The sequence below is a fragment of the Pseudomonas sp. KUIN-1 genome (assembly GCF_009176725.1).
Lineage (GTDB): Bacteria > Pseudomonadota > Gammaproteobacteria > Pseudomonadales > Pseudomonadaceae > Aquipseudomonas > Aquipseudomonas fragariae.
Genome location: NZ_AP020337.1, coordinates 4,872,526 through 4,888,893, shown reverse-complemented (window position 1 = coordinate 4,888,893; position 16,368 = coordinate 4,872,526). Strand labels below are relative to the sequence as shown.

Annotated in this window: 14 protein-coding genes, 1 other RNA gene and 1 pseudogene; 3 read left to right on the top strand and 13 right to left on the bottom strand. The window is 57.6% G+C overall.

Annotated elements, in window-relative coordinates:
* Positions 1-202 precede the first annotated feature (202 nt).
* The 3 genes and pseudogenes from KUIN1_RS21990 to KUIN1_RS21980 all read left to right on the top strand — a co-directional run.
* The gene (locus tag KUIN1_RS21990; RefSeq protein WP_152092298.1) at positions 203-2,605 is read left to right on the top strand and encodes an AAA family ATPase; all 2,403 of its coding nucleotides are present in this window, start codon (positions 203-205) and stop codon (positions 2,603-2,605) included.
* Complete coding sequence (locus KUIN1_RS21985) at positions 2,602-4,533, top strand: UvrD-helicase domain-containing protein (protein WP_152092297.1); 1,932 nt, start codon at positions 2,602-2,604, stop codon at positions 4,531-4,533. Before KUIN1_RS21990 ends, KUIN1_RS21985 begins: the two co-directional genes overlap by 4 nt.
* Positions 4,534-4,766: 233 nt before the next feature.
* Positions 4,767-5,140: pseudogene (locus KUIN1_RS21980) on the top strand (GrpB family protein); the annotation flags it as partial.
* A gap of 32 nt (positions 5,141-5,172) precedes the next feature.
* On the opposite strand, the gene KUIN1_RS21975 reads toward KUIN1_RS21980, so the two are convergent.
* The 13 genes from KUIN1_RS21975 to KUIN1_RS21915 form a co-directional block, all read right to left on the bottom strand.
* The gene (locus KUIN1_RS21975) at positions 5,173-6,099 is read right to left on the bottom strand and encodes a hypothetical protein (RefSeq protein WP_232059980.1); all 927 of its coding nucleotides are present in this window, start codon (positions 6,097-6,099) and stop codon (positions 5,173-5,175) included.
* Positions 6,100-6,125: 26 nt separating this feature from the next.
* Positions 6,126-6,515: a hypothetical protein gene (locus tag KUIN1_RS21970; RefSeq protein WP_152092295.1), complete on the bottom strand. Its 390-nt coding sequence runs from the start codon at positions 6,513-6,515 to the stop codon at positions 6,126-6,128.
* Between the two features lie 384 nt (positions 6,516-6,899).
* Positions 6,900-7,853: a chromosome segregation protein SMC gene (locus KUIN1_RS21960; protein WP_172980072.1), complete on the bottom strand. Its 954-nt coding sequence runs from the start codon at positions 7,851-7,853 to the stop codon at positions 6,900-6,902.
* A gap of 93 nt (positions 7,854-7,946) precedes the next feature.
* On the bottom strand, positions 7,947-10,847 hold the full coding sequence (locus tag KUIN1_RS21955) for a DUF927 domain-containing protein (protein ID WP_152092293.1): 2,901 nt from the start codon (positions 10,845-10,847) through the stop codon (positions 7,947-7,949).
* Entirely contained in the window at positions 10,844-11,125 is a 282-nt protein-coding gene (locus KUIN1_RS21950) for a DUF3077 domain-containing protein (protein WP_152092292.1), read from the bottom strand. The genes KUIN1_RS21955 and KUIN1_RS21950 overlap by 4 nt, the downstream gene beginning before the upstream one ends.
* A complete protein-coding gene (locus tag KUIN1_RS21945; RefSeq protein WP_152092291.1) occupies positions 11,122-11,403 on the bottom strand; it encodes a hypothetical protein in 282 nt (93 codons plus the stop codon). Before KUIN1_RS21945 ends, KUIN1_RS21950 begins: the two co-directional genes overlap by 4 nt.
* Positions 11,400-11,558 (bottom strand): hypothetical protein, encoded by a 159-nt coding sequence (locus KUIN1_RS27745; protein WP_172980071.1) that lies wholly within the window; start codon positions 11,556-11,558, stop codon positions 11,400-11,402. The genes KUIN1_RS21945 and KUIN1_RS27745 overlap by 4 nt, the downstream gene beginning before the upstream one ends.
* 455 nt (positions 11,559-12,013) lie before the next feature.
* The gene (locus KUIN1_RS21940) at positions 12,014-12,622 is read right to left on the bottom strand and encodes a hypothetical protein (protein ID WP_152092290.1); all 609 of its coding nucleotides are present in this window, start codon (positions 12,620-12,622) and stop codon (positions 12,014-12,016) included.
* Positions 12,619-12,885 (bottom strand): helix-turn-helix transcriptional regulator, encoded by a 267-nt coding sequence (locus tag KUIN1_RS21935; RefSeq protein ID WP_024420646.1) that lies wholly within the window; start codon positions 12,883-12,885, stop codon positions 12,619-12,621. The genes KUIN1_RS21940 and KUIN1_RS21935 overlap by 4 nt, the downstream gene beginning before the upstream one ends.
* Positions 12,886-12,963: 78 nt before the next feature.
* Positions 12,964-13,893 carry a hypothetical protein gene (locus KUIN1_RS21930; protein WP_152092289.1) on the bottom strand — a complete coding sequence of 310 codons (930 nt, stop codon included), beginning with the start codon at positions 13,891-13,893 and terminating at the stop codon, positions 12,964-12,966.
* A 243-nt stretch (positions 13,894-14,136) separates the two neighbouring features.
* Entirely contained in the window at positions 14,137-15,372 is a 1,236-nt protein-coding gene (locus tag KUIN1_RS21925) for a tyrosine-type recombinase/integrase (protein ID WP_152092288.1), read from the bottom strand.
* A 169-nt stretch (positions 15,373-15,541) separates the two neighbouring features.
* Positions 15,542-15,933: a transfer-messenger RNA gene (gene ssrA / locus KUIN1_RS21920) on the bottom strand.
* A gap of 106 nt (positions 15,934-16,039) precedes the next feature.
* The gene (locus KUIN1_RS21915; RefSeq protein ID WP_003400145.1) at positions 16,040-16,324 is read right to left on the bottom strand and encodes a hypothetical protein; all 285 of its coding nucleotides are present in this window, start codon (positions 16,322-16,324) and stop codon (positions 16,040-16,042) included.
* Between the last annotated feature and the right edge of the window lie 44 nt (positions 16,325-16,368).

Here is a 16,368-nt window from a genome sequence, read left to right as displayed (position 1 = left end):
GTGAAGTGATGTATGTATGGGTAAGGTCGTCGTTATTGCGACGTTGATGTGCTGACTGGAGGTTTAGCATGGCGTGCGCTATATAAGTCTGCTCTCGGCATCCGCACATAGATGCTGTTAGATTCACGAACGCTCAAAGGAAAGCAGCCGGCCTGTGTGCTCAGCACCAAGTTGTCCCGGCCACACTTAGGAAGAGGTGATCATGAAGCTACAAGCATATCGGCTGCAGAACTATCGCCGACTGCGCGACGCCGTCATTGAGCTTGACGATGAGATTTCCATCTTCGTTGGCGCCAACAACAGCGGCAAGACGTCTGCCGTACAAGGCCTGTACTCGATGCTCCGTGGCGAAGCGAAGAAGTTCGAACTCTTCGACTTCAGCGCGGCGTTGTGGGCCGAGATCGACGCCATCGGCAGGACGCCTCCAGGCGATGAGGACGCGCCCAAGCAGTTGCCGTCCATTCTTTTGGATCTCTGGTTCCGCGTCGGTGAAGACGACCTCGCCACTGCAATGTCGCTTCTTCCGAGCACGGAGTGGGACGGTAAGTGCGTCGGGATCCGGGTGGCGTTCGAGCCTCAGGACGCCCATGCACTCATCCGGAAGTTCCACGAACTGCATGAAAAGGCCAACAACGCTGCGAACGCACTGGTGGCCAGACGCAGTGTAGGCGCGGGCGCAGGTGCGGAAAATGCGGCGGCGGTGGTAGCGGATCCCGGCGAGTACAAGCCCTGGCCGGAAAGTCTGACGAAGTACCTCACCAAGGAACTGAGCAAAGAATATACGTTCCGCTACTACGTGCTCGATGAGCGCGCATTTGTCGGCTATCAGCCAAAGGAAGTTGATTATGCGCCGCTGCCCCTAGGCAAGGAGCCGGGTGGCGCGGCGATTCTCAAGTCTCTGGTGAGGGTGGACTTCCTGCGCGCGCAGCGGCACCTCGATGACCCGGATGCTGGCGGCTCCGACCGCGCCGAGAGCTTATCGCGGCGTCTGAGCCGTTTCTATCACCGCAATCTGGAGAAACGTGGCGACGACCATGCAGCGCTCAAAGCGCTCGATACCTCGGAGAAAGAACTGAACTTCCACCTGAAGGAAGTCTTCAACGACACTCTCAAGCGCCTCGCCAAACTCGGCTATCCAGGCGTCAACAACCCCGAGATCGTGATTCGGGCGGCCTTGGATCCGACCACCGTCCTGGGGCAGGATTCCAAGGTTCACTACGTGGTTCCTGGTGCGATCACCGCGCAACTGCCCGACAGCTACAATGGTCTGGGGTTCAAGAACCTAGTCTATATGGTGGTTGAACTCCTCGACCTGCACGAGCAGTGGAAAGCCGAGGAAGACAAGCGGGCGCCACTGCATCTGGTCTTCATCGAGGAGCCTGAGGCGCATCTGCACGCTCAGATCCAGCAGGTCTTCATCAGGAATGTTTTGCGCCTCCTTGAGGATGCCAACGATCACGCAACGTTTTTCCACACGCAGCTCGTTGTCACCACGCACTCCCCGCACATTCTCTATGAGCGCGGTTTCTCTCCCATTAGGTACTTTCGCCGTGTTAGCGACCAGTTGGATCATAACACCGAGGTAAAGAATCTTTCGCTCTTCAAGACGTGCGCGGCCGACGCTCCAGCGCGCGAATTCTTGCAGCGGTATCTGAAACTGACACACTGCGATCTCTTCTTTTCCGATGCTGTCATCCTGGTGGAGGGCAATGTCGAGCGCCTGCTATTGCCAGCCATGATCGAGACGGCGGCCAAGCGCCTGCGTTCCTCCGCCCTAACCATCCTTGAAGTCGGTGGCGCGTTCGCGCATCGGTTCCAGGAATTGATTGCCTTCGTTGGACTTACTACGCTGGTCATCACGGATCTGGACAGCGTAGCGGTCAAGACGGATGCCGAGAATGCCGCCGAGCAAGATACAGGAGCCGGTGCCGTCGACGGAAATAACGAGGAAGACGACCTGAAGGCCTTCGAGCTCGAAGACGACGACGAAGCAGCACCGGGCGGCAAGAAGAAGTCCAAGAAGCGTGGCAGCACCTGCCATGCTCACGTGGAGGGTGCGTTCACGTCCAACCAAACCCTTATCAGTTGGATCCCTAAGAAACGGTTGGTTGCCGAACTCTGGGAAGTCACGGCGGAGCAAAAAACGCTGTCGCTTGCCGAGGGGACCAGCGCTGAGGTTCGGGTGGCCTATCAAACCAAGGTTTTGGTGACGGTGGGTGCCACGACCTCGCAGCTCTGCGGCCGCACGCTTGAGGAGGCCTTCGGTCTTGAGAACTCCGACTGGTGTCAGGCTGAGGCTAACCGCTCGGTCGGACTCAAGCTGAAGCGCGCACCAAACAGCCCTGAAGAACTGGCTGAGAAGTTGCACGAAAGGGTGATCGGCAAGAACTTCGACAAGACTCGCTTTGCGCTGGAGGTCCTCGCAAGCGGGCCGCTCAACTGCTGGAAAGTCCCCACGTACATCGCCGAGGGCTTAGCCTGGCTCGAAACCAAAGTGGCCCACGAGATTGAGGCGGACGCGGCTATTGCCAACGAGGTCGCGACAATTGAGCCGACTGCAGCCGGTGTTGTCGCCGTTATTGCAGGCGCGGGGCAGACGATATGAGCAGACGAATTGATAGCCCAGACACCGACGCCGACCGCGAGATCCACGCGTGTATTGCCGAGACCCCCCCGCAGCCGTTCGTGGTCCGCGCCGGTGCAGGTTCCGGCAAGACCACCTCCCTTATCAAGGCGCTGGACTGGGTGATCTCAGAGCACGGCGCCAGCATGCGGGCGAAGAAGCAGAAGGTCGCCTGCATCACATATACGGACCTCGCCGCCAAAGAAATCTTGGCGGATGTCAACGACGACCCGCTGGTTCATGTCTCGACCATCCACAGCTTCTACTGGTCTATTACCAAGACGTTTCAGGCAGACATTAAGGTTTGGCTACAGAACGACATCCGCAGGCGGATCACCGAACTGGAAGAAGAATTCAAGAACTACAGCTCGCGTGTCCGGCAGACTACACGCGACAGGAACAAGGCTGACCAAGAGCGTTATGCCCGAAGCCTTGAGACTATTGCTGGCGTCAAGACTTTCAACTACGGCGTGGGCAGTGACTACGGGAACGGCGTCCTCGGCCACGAGGACATCCTTCAGCTCGCCGATTTCCTGCTGCAAAATCGCCCGCTGTTCCGACGGGTCGTAGCGCTGAACTTCCCGTTTGTGTTCATTGACGAGAGTCAGGACACGTTCCCGAGCGTAGTGAAGTCCTTCAAGGAAGTGGAAGCCCAGATGCGGCGCAAGTTCTGTCTCGGTTTTTTTGGCGACCCGATGCAGGCGATTTTCATGAGAGGGTCGGGGGACATCCCGCTTGAGGACCATTGGCGGGCTATCACGAAACCAGAGAATTTTCGCTGTGCGAAGCAGATCCTTGACGTTGCCAACGCCGTGCGCGCGCAGGGCGACGGCATGGAGCAAGTCCGCGGGCTGCACGAAAGGGTCGATGGAGAACTCAAGCCGGTGGAGGGCTCGGCCCGGATGTTCGTACTGCCGAACACGCTGAACCGAATTGAGGCCTTGGCGAGAATCCGGGCGTGGAGCGCGGTGACGAACAACGACGAGGGTTGGACGACCCCAGAAATCGCGCTCAAGATTCTTGTCATCGTGCACCGCATGGCCGCAAACCGGCTCGGCTTCGGTGGCATCTACTCGGCGCTGAACGATAAGACATCGGAGGGCATGAAGCAGGGGATGCAGGATGGCACCGGCTGGCCCGTTCGACCGTTCCTAAGTTTTGCGCTACCGATCGTTGCTGCCGTGAAAGCCGGCAACGAGTTCGCGGCGATGAACCTGCTCCGGAAGTTCAGCCCGCGTCTGGCGCCAGGGGCTCTTACCGGCCGACGTGCCGCGGCTGTATTGCGAGAGCTGCACGCTGCTATGTCTAGACTTGTCGCCATGCTGGACGAGGCAGGGACCACCATTGGTGACATAGCACTCCATCTCTGTGACACGGGGCTTTTCGAGTTCGACGATCGCTATGCGCGTGTTCTCGGATTTGTCAGGGATGTTGCAGACGCTGCCCAGGAGCCCGAGGCTGCTGATGCAGTTCCGGCCGAAGGACTATCCTCAGATGCGGCAATGGCAAAGTTCTTCAAGTGCTCGGCACAAGAGCTTTGGCCCTATGAGCGCTATGTCTCAGAAGGGTCTCCCTATGCTACACAGCACGGTGTGAAGGGAGCGCAGTTCGAACGCGTCATGGTGGTGATGGACGAGGAAGAAAGCGACTACCGAACGTACAACTACGAACGTGTCTTCGCGAGCGCTGAGGCCCGTGCTGCAGATCGTGCACGAGCACTAGGCGGTGATGAAAACACTTGGAGCCGAACGCTGCGACTGCTTTACGTCTGCTGCACTCGCGCCCAGCGGGGGCTGGTACTAACGTTCTTTGTCGCCGATCCGACGACCACCTTGGAAAATGTCGTGGCGAGCGGGATCTTGCCGCGAAGCGCAGTCTTTACACAGGAAGTTTTAGCTGGATGGCCATAGACAAATGATTGTCTGACCTACTTGAAGCAAGAGCCGAGCGGTAGGCTCCCGCCGTGGCAAGTGGTAGCTACCGGGTGATAACTCTGCGGGTGTGATTGACAGCAATTGGCCGTTTTCTGCCCGCCGTGAGAGTCAGAAAACGGCCGATAGCAGCCGCTCTTTTGTTGAGGGACAACCCAGCGCATTACCTATTTGCCTCCAAGGAACGGACGTGGCGATAACTATCAGGATTTCCCTATGACCCTGAATGGCCCGACTGCTTCCAGCAGACAAGTCACTCATTGCCTCAGCCTTTGGCGATGAACTTAACGACATCCACCACGTCAGGAGCACAGCTGTTCCAGGGCTCGCGGCCAAGCCTGAGATCGATGCTCTCATTGAGGATGGATTGCATCACAATGAGCTGGCGCGAGACGAGTTGTTGTTGGCGTTGGGGTATGTTCGAGGCAGTGATCTATCGGAAGGGCATCATTTCTACCGGCGCAACGTGCACGGGGTCTGCACCCACAAGCTCCACGTTTCTAGGCGTGGCCAACTTTCGATCAACCACATGCTGGGGTTCCGGGATTTGCTCAGAAACGATGCATTGATCCGCCTGCTATACGAGGGCTCCAGAGCACTGCCACGATGCGCGCAACATCACTCCTCCGGCTGCTCTTGAACCCCCAGATCTCGATACCTTTGCTTACCCCACACGCTAGGATCTGGAGTCACCTCAATCACCCTGGTCGGCGGAGTATTGATACGAAACCCAGGCTCCATTTTTGCCCGCATTTCGAGGTACTGGCCGAGGAACGCGTCGTACGCCAGGCGGGGCGCGTACTGCACGTTTCCTTTCTGGTCCACCGCCTCGCCATGATAGAAAAAGTCCACACCCTGGGCGAGTGGCAGTGACAGACTGGCGATAGGCTTGTAGTCACCCTCGTAAAGCGTGAGTCGCAACTTGGCCCCGGTCCCGTACAGCAGCCCCATCTGTTCGGCGAACCAGTTGGTGTATCTGTCGCCGTTGATCCGTGTCGGTTCGACAGGCAATGTATAAGCACTGTCTAGGTCACGGTTTTTACGCAGGCGGCTGGCCATGCCATTCAGCTCCAACCCTTCACCGAACTTGATGTCGACCTGTTCTCCAGCCTCGATCTTGATTGGCTTGTTCACTGAAAGCGCAGGCCACAGCAAGTTCCTGGAGCCGAATGAGCCGCCGCCCTTGGACAGATTTGTCGCCTGCAATATCTCCCACTTGGCTGCTGTCAGGACAATGGGCGCCGCCGTGATGTTCGTCGCGCGCACGGACAAGAAAACCTGCTCGTTAACAGATTGCTTGTCACCGCCGGGTCGTCCGAATATCGGAGTCGGGCTAAGCCAAGCCTCTGCAACAAAGAGCCTTCGGCCCTGGCTCGCGGCAGTGATGTTGGTCAGGCGTTCCAACGCTTCTTTGGTGATACCGATGCAATAACTTGTCCCCGATGCGCCCGCACCGGTGACGATGGACGAGCATGGGCCCGTGGTCTGCATATTTGGTGACTGCGCCAAGGCCAGCGGAGGCATCACCAGCACCGAAAGCATCATCGCCGCACGGCGAAGTTTAACCCCCCTCATGGCCGGGTATCGACTGTGGACTTAACCACAGCGCCTTGCCCGGTAACGATCGGCGAGGCCGCTCCGTGGGTGGACATTCCGTCCTTTACAGGGGGTTGTGCAGGCGCCGATTTAGCTGGCCCGGTGACGTGGACCTCGACCTTCGCGTCAGGTGCGGTAACGATGGGAGAGCCGGCGTTGTGGGTGGCAATAGAGGGGGCCGGTTGCTCCGCCGGATCAAGTTTCACGCCGACTCCATTGCGCTTTGCATCAATCTGTAGCCCGCGATTTTGAACCAGCGCTGCAGCGACCACTAGTGCGACCACAACGACCAGCGAGATAGCCACAATCGATCTCTTGCGGCTGCTCCGCCCGCGCGCACGCGTTCTCTGCGAGAAGTTGTTCAACTCCAAACTCCTGTAAATGATGGGTGCGGTATCCGTACGGCCGCTGCACGCAGCGGCGGTTTCAAACTACTTACGAAGCTCACGAGTGTACATGAGCACACTCATTGGTGTTCTCTAAATCTTCATTGCTCAGCTTGCAAGCCTGCGGCCAGGAATTGGGCAGGATGGGGTAGAGACAGAGGGCGAGAGCGACTCGTTGTCGTCAAACCTTTCTGATCGCGACCGACTGCTTCTGGCCGAGAGCAGACTGTGACTAGATAGGTATAGAGCCGCGCATCCTATGGAGCATTCTCTTGATGCGATGGGCTAGAAATACTGTGTATTTCCAGCAAAGCGTCTACACCAAAAAGGGCCCGTCTGGGCCCTTTTTCAGGTGAAGCGGCTTTATTTCTTCAGCCATACCTCGACGACATCAGCGCCGTGTTGTTCACTGCTTTCATCCGTTTGTTGCTCCAGTTGGCTCACGAGTACAGCCTGTTGAGGTGTCGAAATATCGTTGAGCAGGAGCAGATCTTGCGCGTTGTATCTGCGCGCCCGGTCGGATAGTTCATGCCACGTCCAGTTCCCGACCCGTTCGCCTGCTTGTGGAACGGCCAACTTCAGCAAGCTCACTTGATCAATGCCGAGCAGGTTGTAATTCGCCCAGAGCCTTCCGCCCACATCGAAGAGTGTCTTAGCGGCCTCGTTCCATTTCTCTTCTAGCACTGTTTGAGAAAGCCACAGGGCGTCGCGCTCTATGCCTCTGTGCTTTTCCTGTGCTTCGACGATGTATTGATCTACCGTGGCCAGCTCCTGCTTGAGCGCGGATATGATCAGCCCCTGCCGACGATCATGCTCGGCGGCGGTTGCCAGATTTTTTGCGGCTTTTTGTGCATCGGCATTGGCGGTCTTTTCACCTTCGGTGTCGCCCCATGCGACAGCCTGTGCATATGCGGTAGCCGCATCCGTTTCCGCCTGCTGGGCTTTGGCCATGTCCTCTACCGCCTGTTGTTGGATCTGTTCCAGACGGATGCTGAGGCTCTGACGTTTTTCATTCAGCTCCTGCTCATCGGCTTTCCAGGTGTTCATGGCCTTGATGTAACCCGCCATCAGGGACTGGCTGTTGATGAGGGTCTCGCGGCGATTGATCTTCCGATCCAACATGTCAGCTTCATGCTTGCGCGCATCGAAACGCGTTTTCAGCTCGTTGTACTTATCGCGCAGTTCGCGTTCCTGGGCAGTCCCAATGGACTGCTCATTTTCCAGCGCGGCTTCAAACGGCAGCAGTTGGGTATGCAACCGATCAGCCTCTTTCAGCAGTTGATCGCGGCGGTCTTTCAGTTCTTGGATCTCGTTCATGTGACTGGTCTCTGTTCAATTCGATTGGGAGTTGGTTGTGTGGCTGGCGAGGCCGGGAATCAGCCGGCGCTACCTCGATCAGCGGGGATGCACTCAGGCAGCTCGAGCCTCGCTTTCAGCCAATCCCGGAATCGTCTTCACGATGTAACAACGTTGCGTGCCTAGGCCGGGCAAGCGGACCAGACTCGATGCCTTGCCGTCGTTTCCCGGCTCAATGACCCCGCGCTGCAGCAGCTCCTTGTTCACCGCATTGATGTTCATGCCCCGGAATATCTCCGAGCGCCATGACTCGGGCAGCACGTAATACGTGTTGGTGGTGTGCAGGGAGTCGCCCAGGCCGTGCTCCATCGTCTTGCGAAAGCCCAGCCGGTCGATGGTGCGCGGACCGTGTTCGTCGATCTTTGCCGCTGCCGATTCCCAGCGGGTAAAACGGCTCTCGCCGAAGCGCTCGATGACCTGGCGCAGTCGCGACACGATTGCGTCACCCTCGAAGTTACCGACGCCGCCACGCTCGTTCATCCATGCGTTGAGGCACACCCGAGCAGCGGTGGTGGCGGTGCCATCGGGCCAGCCTGTTATCCCCATTGCGGTGGCCAGCTCACCCGCTGCGGCGGCGAGGCCAAAGCGAGCGGCGGCACGGTGAGCTTGTCCGCTGGCCGACGCGGGTAACGATTTGGCGATAAAGCCTTCCTGCGTGCGGCGTAGAATGGCGGACCAAGCATGGCGTTTGTCGGGCTCACACAGCGCTGTGAGAAAGGCGGTAAGTGGCGTGCCGTAGTATTTCGCGACTCGCGCTTTGAGCGCGTCGGACAGTGCTGCCGCATCTTCAAAACCGCTCAACGTATCGAACATACCGAGGCCTTTGCTGGCATCGGCTGGAACGGCCAGCATGCGTACTTCCATGCCCGCTTTCAGTTCCTTGTTCGCTTCGGCCATGTGCTGGGCCAGCGTCTTCTCGCCGGTGGAGAGGAACAGCAAACGCCACTCCTGCACCTGTCGGCCTGCCTGGCCTCGATCATTAGCCCGTGCCTTGCCGGTGCCGTTGCCGAGCATGTACACCGTCTCGCCGATGATGCGCGGATCGCACATGCCGATCTCATCCAGTACCAGAAGCCCGTCCGAGTGCGCAGCAGCGATGGATTCCAGTGCGTTGTCCGTGGAGCGCCACGAACGTACCAGGCGAGGTCCGCCGTAGATCGATGCGGCGACCTGCAGGTGCGTGGTCTTGCCGCCCGAGCTGTCACCGTACAAGTGAAAGCCGCCTGACTCATGACCCAGCATGTGCAGCAGCGGGCCAGCGAGGGCCACGCCGACCACAAACGCCAGACGATGGTTGCCCACGCACAGCGCGCCGATCTGCTCTTGCCATTGCTCAAGCGTGCCCGCTTCGCTGATCGGCGGTAGCTGAGATCCGGCTTCATAGAAGTGCAGGTGTTCGCTGTGTAGCCCCACCTGTTGTTCCGGTAGGAGAAAGGCGCTGTCGTGCCAGCCCAGGCGAGTCACCAATCGAGCCCGTTGCGCGCTGTCGAAACCGCCGAGGTAACTCTGCAGGTCGTTGCGTGCATTGCGGCCTGATCGGCTGCCAGCCAGGCGCAGGCCCATGTCCACCAATGGGCCGAGTACGTCCTTACCGAAATCGCCGGTCATGGTGCGCGCCGGTATGTTCCAGCGCTTCTTGGCACCGTCGGGGTCGTCGAACTCCACGAGTAGGCCCCAGTTGTGGCCCTTGTCATCGCGAGTGCGGGCGAGGATTTCAAGAGGCGAACACACCGGGCGCGATTCGCCATCGTCGCCTGCGTAAAACACACCTTCTGGTGTCAGTCGAAAGCCACCGGGCATCAGGTCGTTTTTCGGTTTCGCAGGACGCTTGGCCGCTGGCTTTGCCTTCGCTTTCGGAGTGGGTTCGGGCTCCTCCGGTGCGGAAGGTTCTTCTACCGACGCAAACAGCTCGCCATTGCGCTCCAGCTCCGCGAAATGGGCGGTTGTCCAGCCTTTGGCAGCAGCGTCGGCGGCATCATCGCCGTTGTCCCACTGGCCACCTTTGGCGAAAACGGCGCGTTCGTTTTTCATCGTGGGTTTGCGCTTGAACACATCCAACGCAATGAGCCTCACTGAGCCTGCGCCGATCTCGCTCAGCTTGTGGGCGACCGCGTCCATGCAGGTAGCGCCGCTGTCGTCGTTGTCTGGCCACAACAGCACGTCGCGACCTTTTAGCGGTGTCAGGTCTGCCTTATGCCAGGAGTTGGACCCGTTCGGCCAGCAGGTGGCCACGTAGTTCGGCATCAAATCAGCGGCTGCATCTGCGGCCTTTTCGCCTTCGCACAAGATCACCGGCGCATCGGCGCGCAGTGCCAGTTCATCCCGGCGCAAAAGCGGTCGAGGCTCGGGCAACCCTTGCCAGCGCCATTGGGTCGTTTCGCCGTCGCTGCGTTTGCACCAGGTCAACGGCGCGAAGACTTTCTTCGGTTTGCCGTCTTCGTCGAGGCCCAGGTCGAACCGGTACAACGCCATGAGCGGTTGACCCTGATCATCGCGATAAACCCAAACCTTGGACGGTGTGCCGTGCTGCCGGTGTTTAACCGGGCATTTGTTCATCGCCTCGGCCGGGATCGGCTGAATGGCGATCCACTCAGGGGCTTTGCTTTTGGCCGGTGCGGGTTTGGCGGGCGCGGAGTCAGCAGATACGCCAAGCAGATCTGCCAGTTTGTTACAGGCCTCGACGTCGGTGCCGCCGTCGATATAGCGCACAAGGTCGATCAGATCTCCGCCCTTGTCGCCGGTCGCGAAGTCACACCAGGTGCCTTTGCTGAGACTGATTTTCAGAGAGCCCGCACGCTTGTCCGTTCGGGTGGGGTTTGGCGCGGTGTACTCCTTGCCGCCGTCCACTCGCTTCCCGTTGGGCAACCAGTGAGCCAGTACCTTATCGATGTTGTTCAGCGCGGCTGTTTTTACCTGTGCGAAAGAAGGGCGCTTGTTCGTGCTGGAGGCGCTCATGGGCGTTCCTCCGACGAGAACTGCAGGCTGGTGGTGACGTCATCAATGATGGCCTTGACCATATCACCGAGGTAATGGGCAGCCCATGCCGCGCTGCTGTCGTCGTTCATGCCCGCTTGGAGCGTCAGTTTGTTGATGCATTCCGTCAGCACGGAGGCGTGTTCTAACGCCTCTTCGCAGGAAACGCCTGCATTGACGCTAAACAGCGGTTTGTTTCCGGCGTTGTATTTGGCAAACGCGGTGTGCCCTGTGGTGTTGCCTTGGAAGGATGCGCTCACAGGCCACCTCCTTGCGCAGGACCGCGGCCCAGATCGTCCGCATGAAGCGCCAGCGTGCGTATCAAACCCAGCGTGCCGCGCACGTCCCAAAGGGCGGCGGCGATGACGTGGTTGGCCAGGCTCGGCCCGTCGTTTTCAAACTGGTCTTCAAGCAGCAACAGCACCGAGTTGGCCCGGTCGATGGCGCAGGTGATGGCGTCGATGGGAATACCAGCTTCCGCTGTTGGGTTAACACAGAGCAGGTCTTCGGGCAGGCAAAAACTCAGGGCGTTGTTCATTGGGCACCCCCTACGGTTTCCAGGGCGCGTGCTTTGGTCATGTGAGCGTTGTAGCGGGCAAGGCGAGTAGCGAGGCTGGAATTGGCGTGTAAAGCGGCGAGAGCCATTGCACGTTGGGCAGCGGCGCGAATTTTGAACGGATTGAGGCTGGGCATCTGGCAAAACTCCTATTGTTGAGGAGCTGCCACACTTCGTCGCCAAACGAATTAGGGTGGCAGCTGTGCGCAGGTTGGCGAACCGGGACAATAGGAACCCGGCAGACCCGAAGGTCTCCCACGCACAGCCGCCATAAAACGGGGATGCGGGCACAAAAAAAGCGCCTGCAATCGTAATGGGGGCGCCTGTGCGCCTACTGTAGATCGGGTCGCCAAACCCGGTCGCTGATTTTGCAGCGACGCCTGGAGAATAACGTCCGTTTTTGGGATGTGCAACTGTTTGAGCGACTTGCACTCGCGCTCGATGCGAAATACATTTGACGTGCATGTAGATTTACCTCAACGCCTCCGGTTGCCCCCGGAGGCGTTTTCGTTTGTGCGTGCGCCGAACCTGTGACGTGATAGCCCGGCGTTCTGGTGCCAGATCGGGGCGAGCAGCTTGGGGCGTGGAGGGCTCAAGCCGCCTTCGTTTCGGTGTCAAATAGCGGGGCGGGGACTTCGCCTTTCAACCAGGCGAGAATTTTTCGATCTTCGTTACATCGACGGCGATGCATGACCGTCAGGTAGTCCCGACGCTCGGCAATGCTCTGCTCGATGTAAGTCGCCCGGTCGTCTTGCAAACGCATTTCGCTGTGTAGCTTTTCGCTGTTGGCCTGTTCGGTGGCGAGATCGGTGGCCACGTAGTCCTGCCAAAACTTCGCCTCATTGGCGAAGCCGCCGGACTGGTCGACCAGCCAGTAAGTCACCCAGTCGTTGAGGCCGACCGTGCGCAATGCCTTACGGCGGCCATCCTTCATCGCGAAATGGCCAGTCCCATGCACGCTGGCGAACTCGCGGCGGATCGCGTGCTTGCGAATCCACTCAGGCACGTTCCAAGGGTTGGGTCTGAGAGGAAGAGCCAGGCCGTCTGCATTGAAAAAGATCGCCTCCTGCTCCAGGCCATTCCAACTGATGCCCGCAATGGTGCGACTTTTCCAGTTGAGCTCGTCCGGTCTGTAGAGCTGGAACCCGATGCTGTAGGAGTCGATGAAAGGTCCGTCACCTTTTGGAATGCGATTGTTCATGCGGCCACCTGATCGCGAGCAGCAATGCGTGCTCGTGTCCATGCCTGAACTTCCCCCAAGACCCAGGCGACGGGCGCTCCTCGGGCGTTACTGTTGCTCAGTTTTACGGGGAGCGGAAAGCCGCTGTCTTGTTGCTGCATCAGCTTGTAAATCGTGGGGCGAGCAAGGCCGACTATCGCAATGACTTCGCTGATGCGAATGAGCGTGGTGGCGGGATCACGAGCTGGGTGCGCGGTGTTAATTGCTTGCAGAGGGAATGACATAGCCGTGCCTATATGGTGAGAGACAGGCACAGACTAGGGAGGCGGAAAAAAGCAAACACGGTTTGCTTTTAAGAAAATTTACCGAGGTAAGTAGCCACAGGTGACCAGGTATTTCTTGATGGTGGGCTCAGACGCTATCCCTTGTTCGACCAACGCTCGTTTTAGTGTTCGCTCTGAAATAGCCGGGTTGCCCAGAATGAGACGGTCGGCGGCTTTGCAAATGCGCTTGCGCAGGTCCGCTGCGTTCTGCTGCTTTACCGAGTCCGGGTGGCTGTTGGCCCTGCCAGCCGCCGCGCCTCTTTGCGAGGCTTGTACGGAAAACGCGTTGGTCAGTGCCTTATTCAGCGCTTTCCTTAAAAAGTTGGCTACATTGAAATTGCCCTTCGCTACGTCGACCTCTTCAACCTGCTTGAAGATGCTCGCAAGCATGAGCGCCTTGTCGGCCTCGCCCATGAAGGTGCGAAAGGATTCTCGAGCGTCAATCTCCGCCCCCGGATGCTTTAGCCGCACCTTACCCACCAGTGCGCAATACCTATCAGGATCTGTCGCTTGCATTTGGGCGATGAGATCGACATCCAGCTCGAAGACGTAGAGTTCCGTTTCAAAGAGCCAATTAGCGAGTACCTGGACAGCTTGAACGCTCTGCACCAGAGCGTAAGTTGCTACGAGTTGCGAATCAGCATCGTTGTGGTCAACTCCAAGAAATCCTCTCATGACACTCGGCAGCGAACCGGAATCTCTATAGCTGGCCTGGTCCTCAATCTCATCGCGCAGTCGGAACATGGTGGCCACTACCGATCCTGCTCGATCAGGGTAGCTGCCATCCTCAAGCCAGAATGACGTGGCGTGATTGGCCACATCGAGAGCTTCTTTGAAATGCTCACGAAATTGCGGATACAGCGCTAACTCATGCACGGCCTGTTCGATGTCGTCCAGCTCCTCAAGCAAATTGCTGACATCGCATCCAGCAATTTCAAGGCAACCAACCGGCATATTCTCATTGTCCATCGACCGCCCCTTGGCCCCGGCTTGTGTCACATGTACAGCGGTTCGGCAGTACTACAGTTCGGGCCAGCAGCGGAGTAGCTGGGGCAATGTTGTTACACGATTCGGCCTCGTAACACGTCGCACTGTGTCGCCCCCGTCGTCGTGTAACTTGAATTAATTCATTTATAATCAATGGCTTATAGACGTGCGCTACACCTGTAACACGAGTAACACCGCTTTTGGAGGGGGTGTGGAGTTGACATCTCATACGGCCTTTCCAAATTGGCCTTGGACAACATTTCCATGCTCAAGCTCATCGAGGTAGTCGGCGTACCATTGCATCATTGACGTCCGTTGCTTGAGATAAATCGCCTTGTTGTAAACACCGGCAACTCCATCTTTGACGTGTGAAAGCTGAGCTTCTACATGATTTTCCTCAAAGCCGTTCTCGTTCAGCGTCGTACTTGCGATGTGTCGGAAACCGTGGCCTGTTTGTCGGCCTTCATACCCTAGTCGCCTTAGGGCCATTAGAAATACGGTGTTGCTGCGTGGCTTTGTACGATCATTACGGCCGGGAAAGAGCAGCGGGTAAGCCCCACTCAACGTGTGTAACTCCTTGAGCGCTTCGATAGCTTGCCGAGAAAGCGGTACTAGATGTTCCCTGCGTTTCTTCATACGTTCCGCTGGGATTGTCCATAGCCTTTTCTCGAAGTCGAACTCAGTCCATTTTGCTTCGCGCAGCTCTGAGGGACGAGCCGCCAACAGAGCAAGAAGACGTAGGCCAAGGCGAACGTCTTTTGCATGCGGGTATGAGGTAATTGCACGAAGCAGCGCAGGTAATTCTTCATTCGTTACGTGCGCGTAGTTTTCTGCTGCTCGGGTCTGCAAAAACTTGTGCAGTCCTTCGAGTGGATTGTGCACAGCCCTGCCGGTGACTCGGGCCAAATCGTAGATTTCTTTGCAAAATCCGCGTACCCGGCTCATTTGTTCCAAGATGCCTTTCTGTTCCATACCCCGTAGAAAATCCATCCATTCGAGAGGAAGGATTTCGGTATAAATTCGCCTGCCGAAAACTGGAAACACATGCAGCTCCAGAGCGCCAATAACTCTAACGGCCGTGCCTTCCTCCCAGTTCCTGCGACGAGCTGTAAACCACTCTCGTGCCAGCGCTTCGAAGGTGTTGTTGGCGGCTTCAATTTCGGCGGCTTTACGAGCTTTTTTGGTGGCAATAGGGTTCTTGCCTTCCGCAGCATCACCGCGGAGCTCAGTTGCTTTTTTTCTCGCGAGGGAGCCGCTAACTTCTGGATATCCCCCCAGGCCTAGCCAACTCCATTTACCTGCGGGAGTTTTGTAGCGCAGCTGCCAAGACTTTTGCCCATCAGGCTTGACGCGGAAATACAGACCGTTGCCATCATGTTCTCGATATTCCTTTGCGTCAGGCTCTAGGCCGAGCAGGGTGGTGTCAGAGAGAGGGCGACGCTTGATATCGGCACGCTTCATCCCGTATGTATCCCTTCAGTTCAAATATAGTGCAAGGATACACAGTGGGATACACGGCGGGAAGATATAGGGGTAGACGTAGATAGATCGTCAGAAACAAGAAAGCCCGCACAGGGCGGGCTTCTTGAGGGGTTTCGTAGACTGTCTGAGACAGGTCTAGACTGCTATTTGGTGGAGCCGGGGGGATTTGAACCCCCGTCCGCCAGTACTCCGCTGTCGGTACTACATGCTTAGCCGTGTCTATTAAGTTAACCCTCAGCGACCCGACGGGCAGGGTGCTTTGGGCGAGTTGTGTAAGTTTTAGTCGCTTCGTCCACAACGTACTAGGCGACGATCCTGTTCTATATGACAATCATTTCGGGTTTACAGGCATCCCCTGATGATTGCTGGAGCCGAAGCTACCAGAAGGAAGGCTAGCACCGCTTACGCGGCGAGAGCGTATTCCCCGTAGGTTTCGTCATTGGCAACTATAGAAAGTTGCAACAGTGGATTTACGAGTTCTGTTACCAACTCGGCATGCACCTAAAGTTTCATCACCGGCGTCGAATCCAAATCGGCCCCGAGACTGCTTTCGCAATCACTGGGGCGCAGTGTACGCCAATTGGCGTGGCACGTCGACCCGTCTGCTGCAATCGTTCAGGCCAGCCTGGCTGGCCTGCTCGAAGCTTTACTTGGCGCCTTCGCTACCCGAGCCGGTGTTGTTCAATGACGTGATAGCTTTCTGAGTGATCTCAATGCATTTTTTCTCGTCTTTTTGAGCTTGGGCCGCCTTAGCGTTCTTCACCGTGGTTTCGAGCATGTCCGTGTTTCCGGTGCTCAGGTTTGTGTTGGTAGAGCCCACAGAGTTTTCAAGAGTCTTGATATTGGCAGAGCACAAATCATCGTCGGCAAAAACCGGCGAAGCCAACAGGGCGGCGCTGAGGAACAATCCAGTGAGGGCGGTACGCTTCATATGTCTCTCCTTGTAACCTGTGGACTCGGTATGGCCGGTGTTTG

Excerpts from the sequence above, each read along its gene's own strand:
- KUIN1_RS21990 (WP_152092298.1), top strand. The coding sequence starts at position 203 with ATGAAGCTACAAGCATATCGGCTGCAGAACTATCGCCGACTGCGCGAC.
- KUIN1_RS21985 (WP_152092297.1), top strand. The coding sequence starts at position 2,602 with ATGAGCAGACGAATTGATAGCCCAGACACCGACGCCGACCGCGAGATC.
- KUIN1_RS21975 (WP_232059980.1), bottom strand. The coding sequence starts at position 6,099 with ATGATGCTTTCGGTGCTGGTGATGCCTCCGCTGGCCTTGGCGCAGTCA.
- KUIN1_RS21960 (WP_172980072.1), bottom strand. The coding sequence starts at position 7,853 with ATGAACGAGATCCAAGAACTGAAAGACCGCCGCGATCAACTGCTGAAA.
- KUIN1_RS21955 (WP_152092293.1), bottom strand. The coding sequence starts at position 10,847 with ATGAGCGCCTCCAGCACGAACAAGCGCCCTTCTTTCGCACAGGTAAAA.
- KUIN1_RS21945 (WP_152092291.1), bottom strand. The coding sequence starts at position 11,403 with ATGAACAACGCCCTGAGTTTTTGCCTGCCCGAAGACCTGCTCTGTGTT.
- KUIN1_RS27745 (WP_172980071.1), bottom strand. The coding sequence starts at position 11,558 with ATGCCCAGCCTCAATCCGTTCAAAATTCGCGCCGCTGCCCAACGTGCA.
- KUIN1_RS21940 (WP_152092290.1), bottom strand. The coding sequence starts at position 12,622 with ATGAACAATCGCATTCCAAAAGGTGACGGACCTTTCATCGACTCCTAC.
- KUIN1_RS21935 (WP_024420646.1), bottom strand. The coding sequence starts at position 12,885 with ATGTCATTCCCTCTGCAAGCAATTAACACCGCGCACCCAGCTCGTGAT.
- KUIN1_RS21930 (WP_152092289.1), bottom strand. The coding sequence starts at position 13,893 with ATGGACAATGAGAATATGCCGGTTGGTTGCCTTGAAATTGCTGGATGC.
- KUIN1_RS21925 (WP_152092288.1), bottom strand. The coding sequence starts at position 15,372 with ATGAAGCGTGCCGATATCAAGCGTCGCCCTCTCTCTGACACCACCCTG.
- KUIN1_RS21915 (WP_003400145.1), bottom strand. The coding sequence starts at position 16,324 with ATGAAGCGTACCGCCCTCACTGGATTGTTCCTCAGCGCCGCCCTGTTG.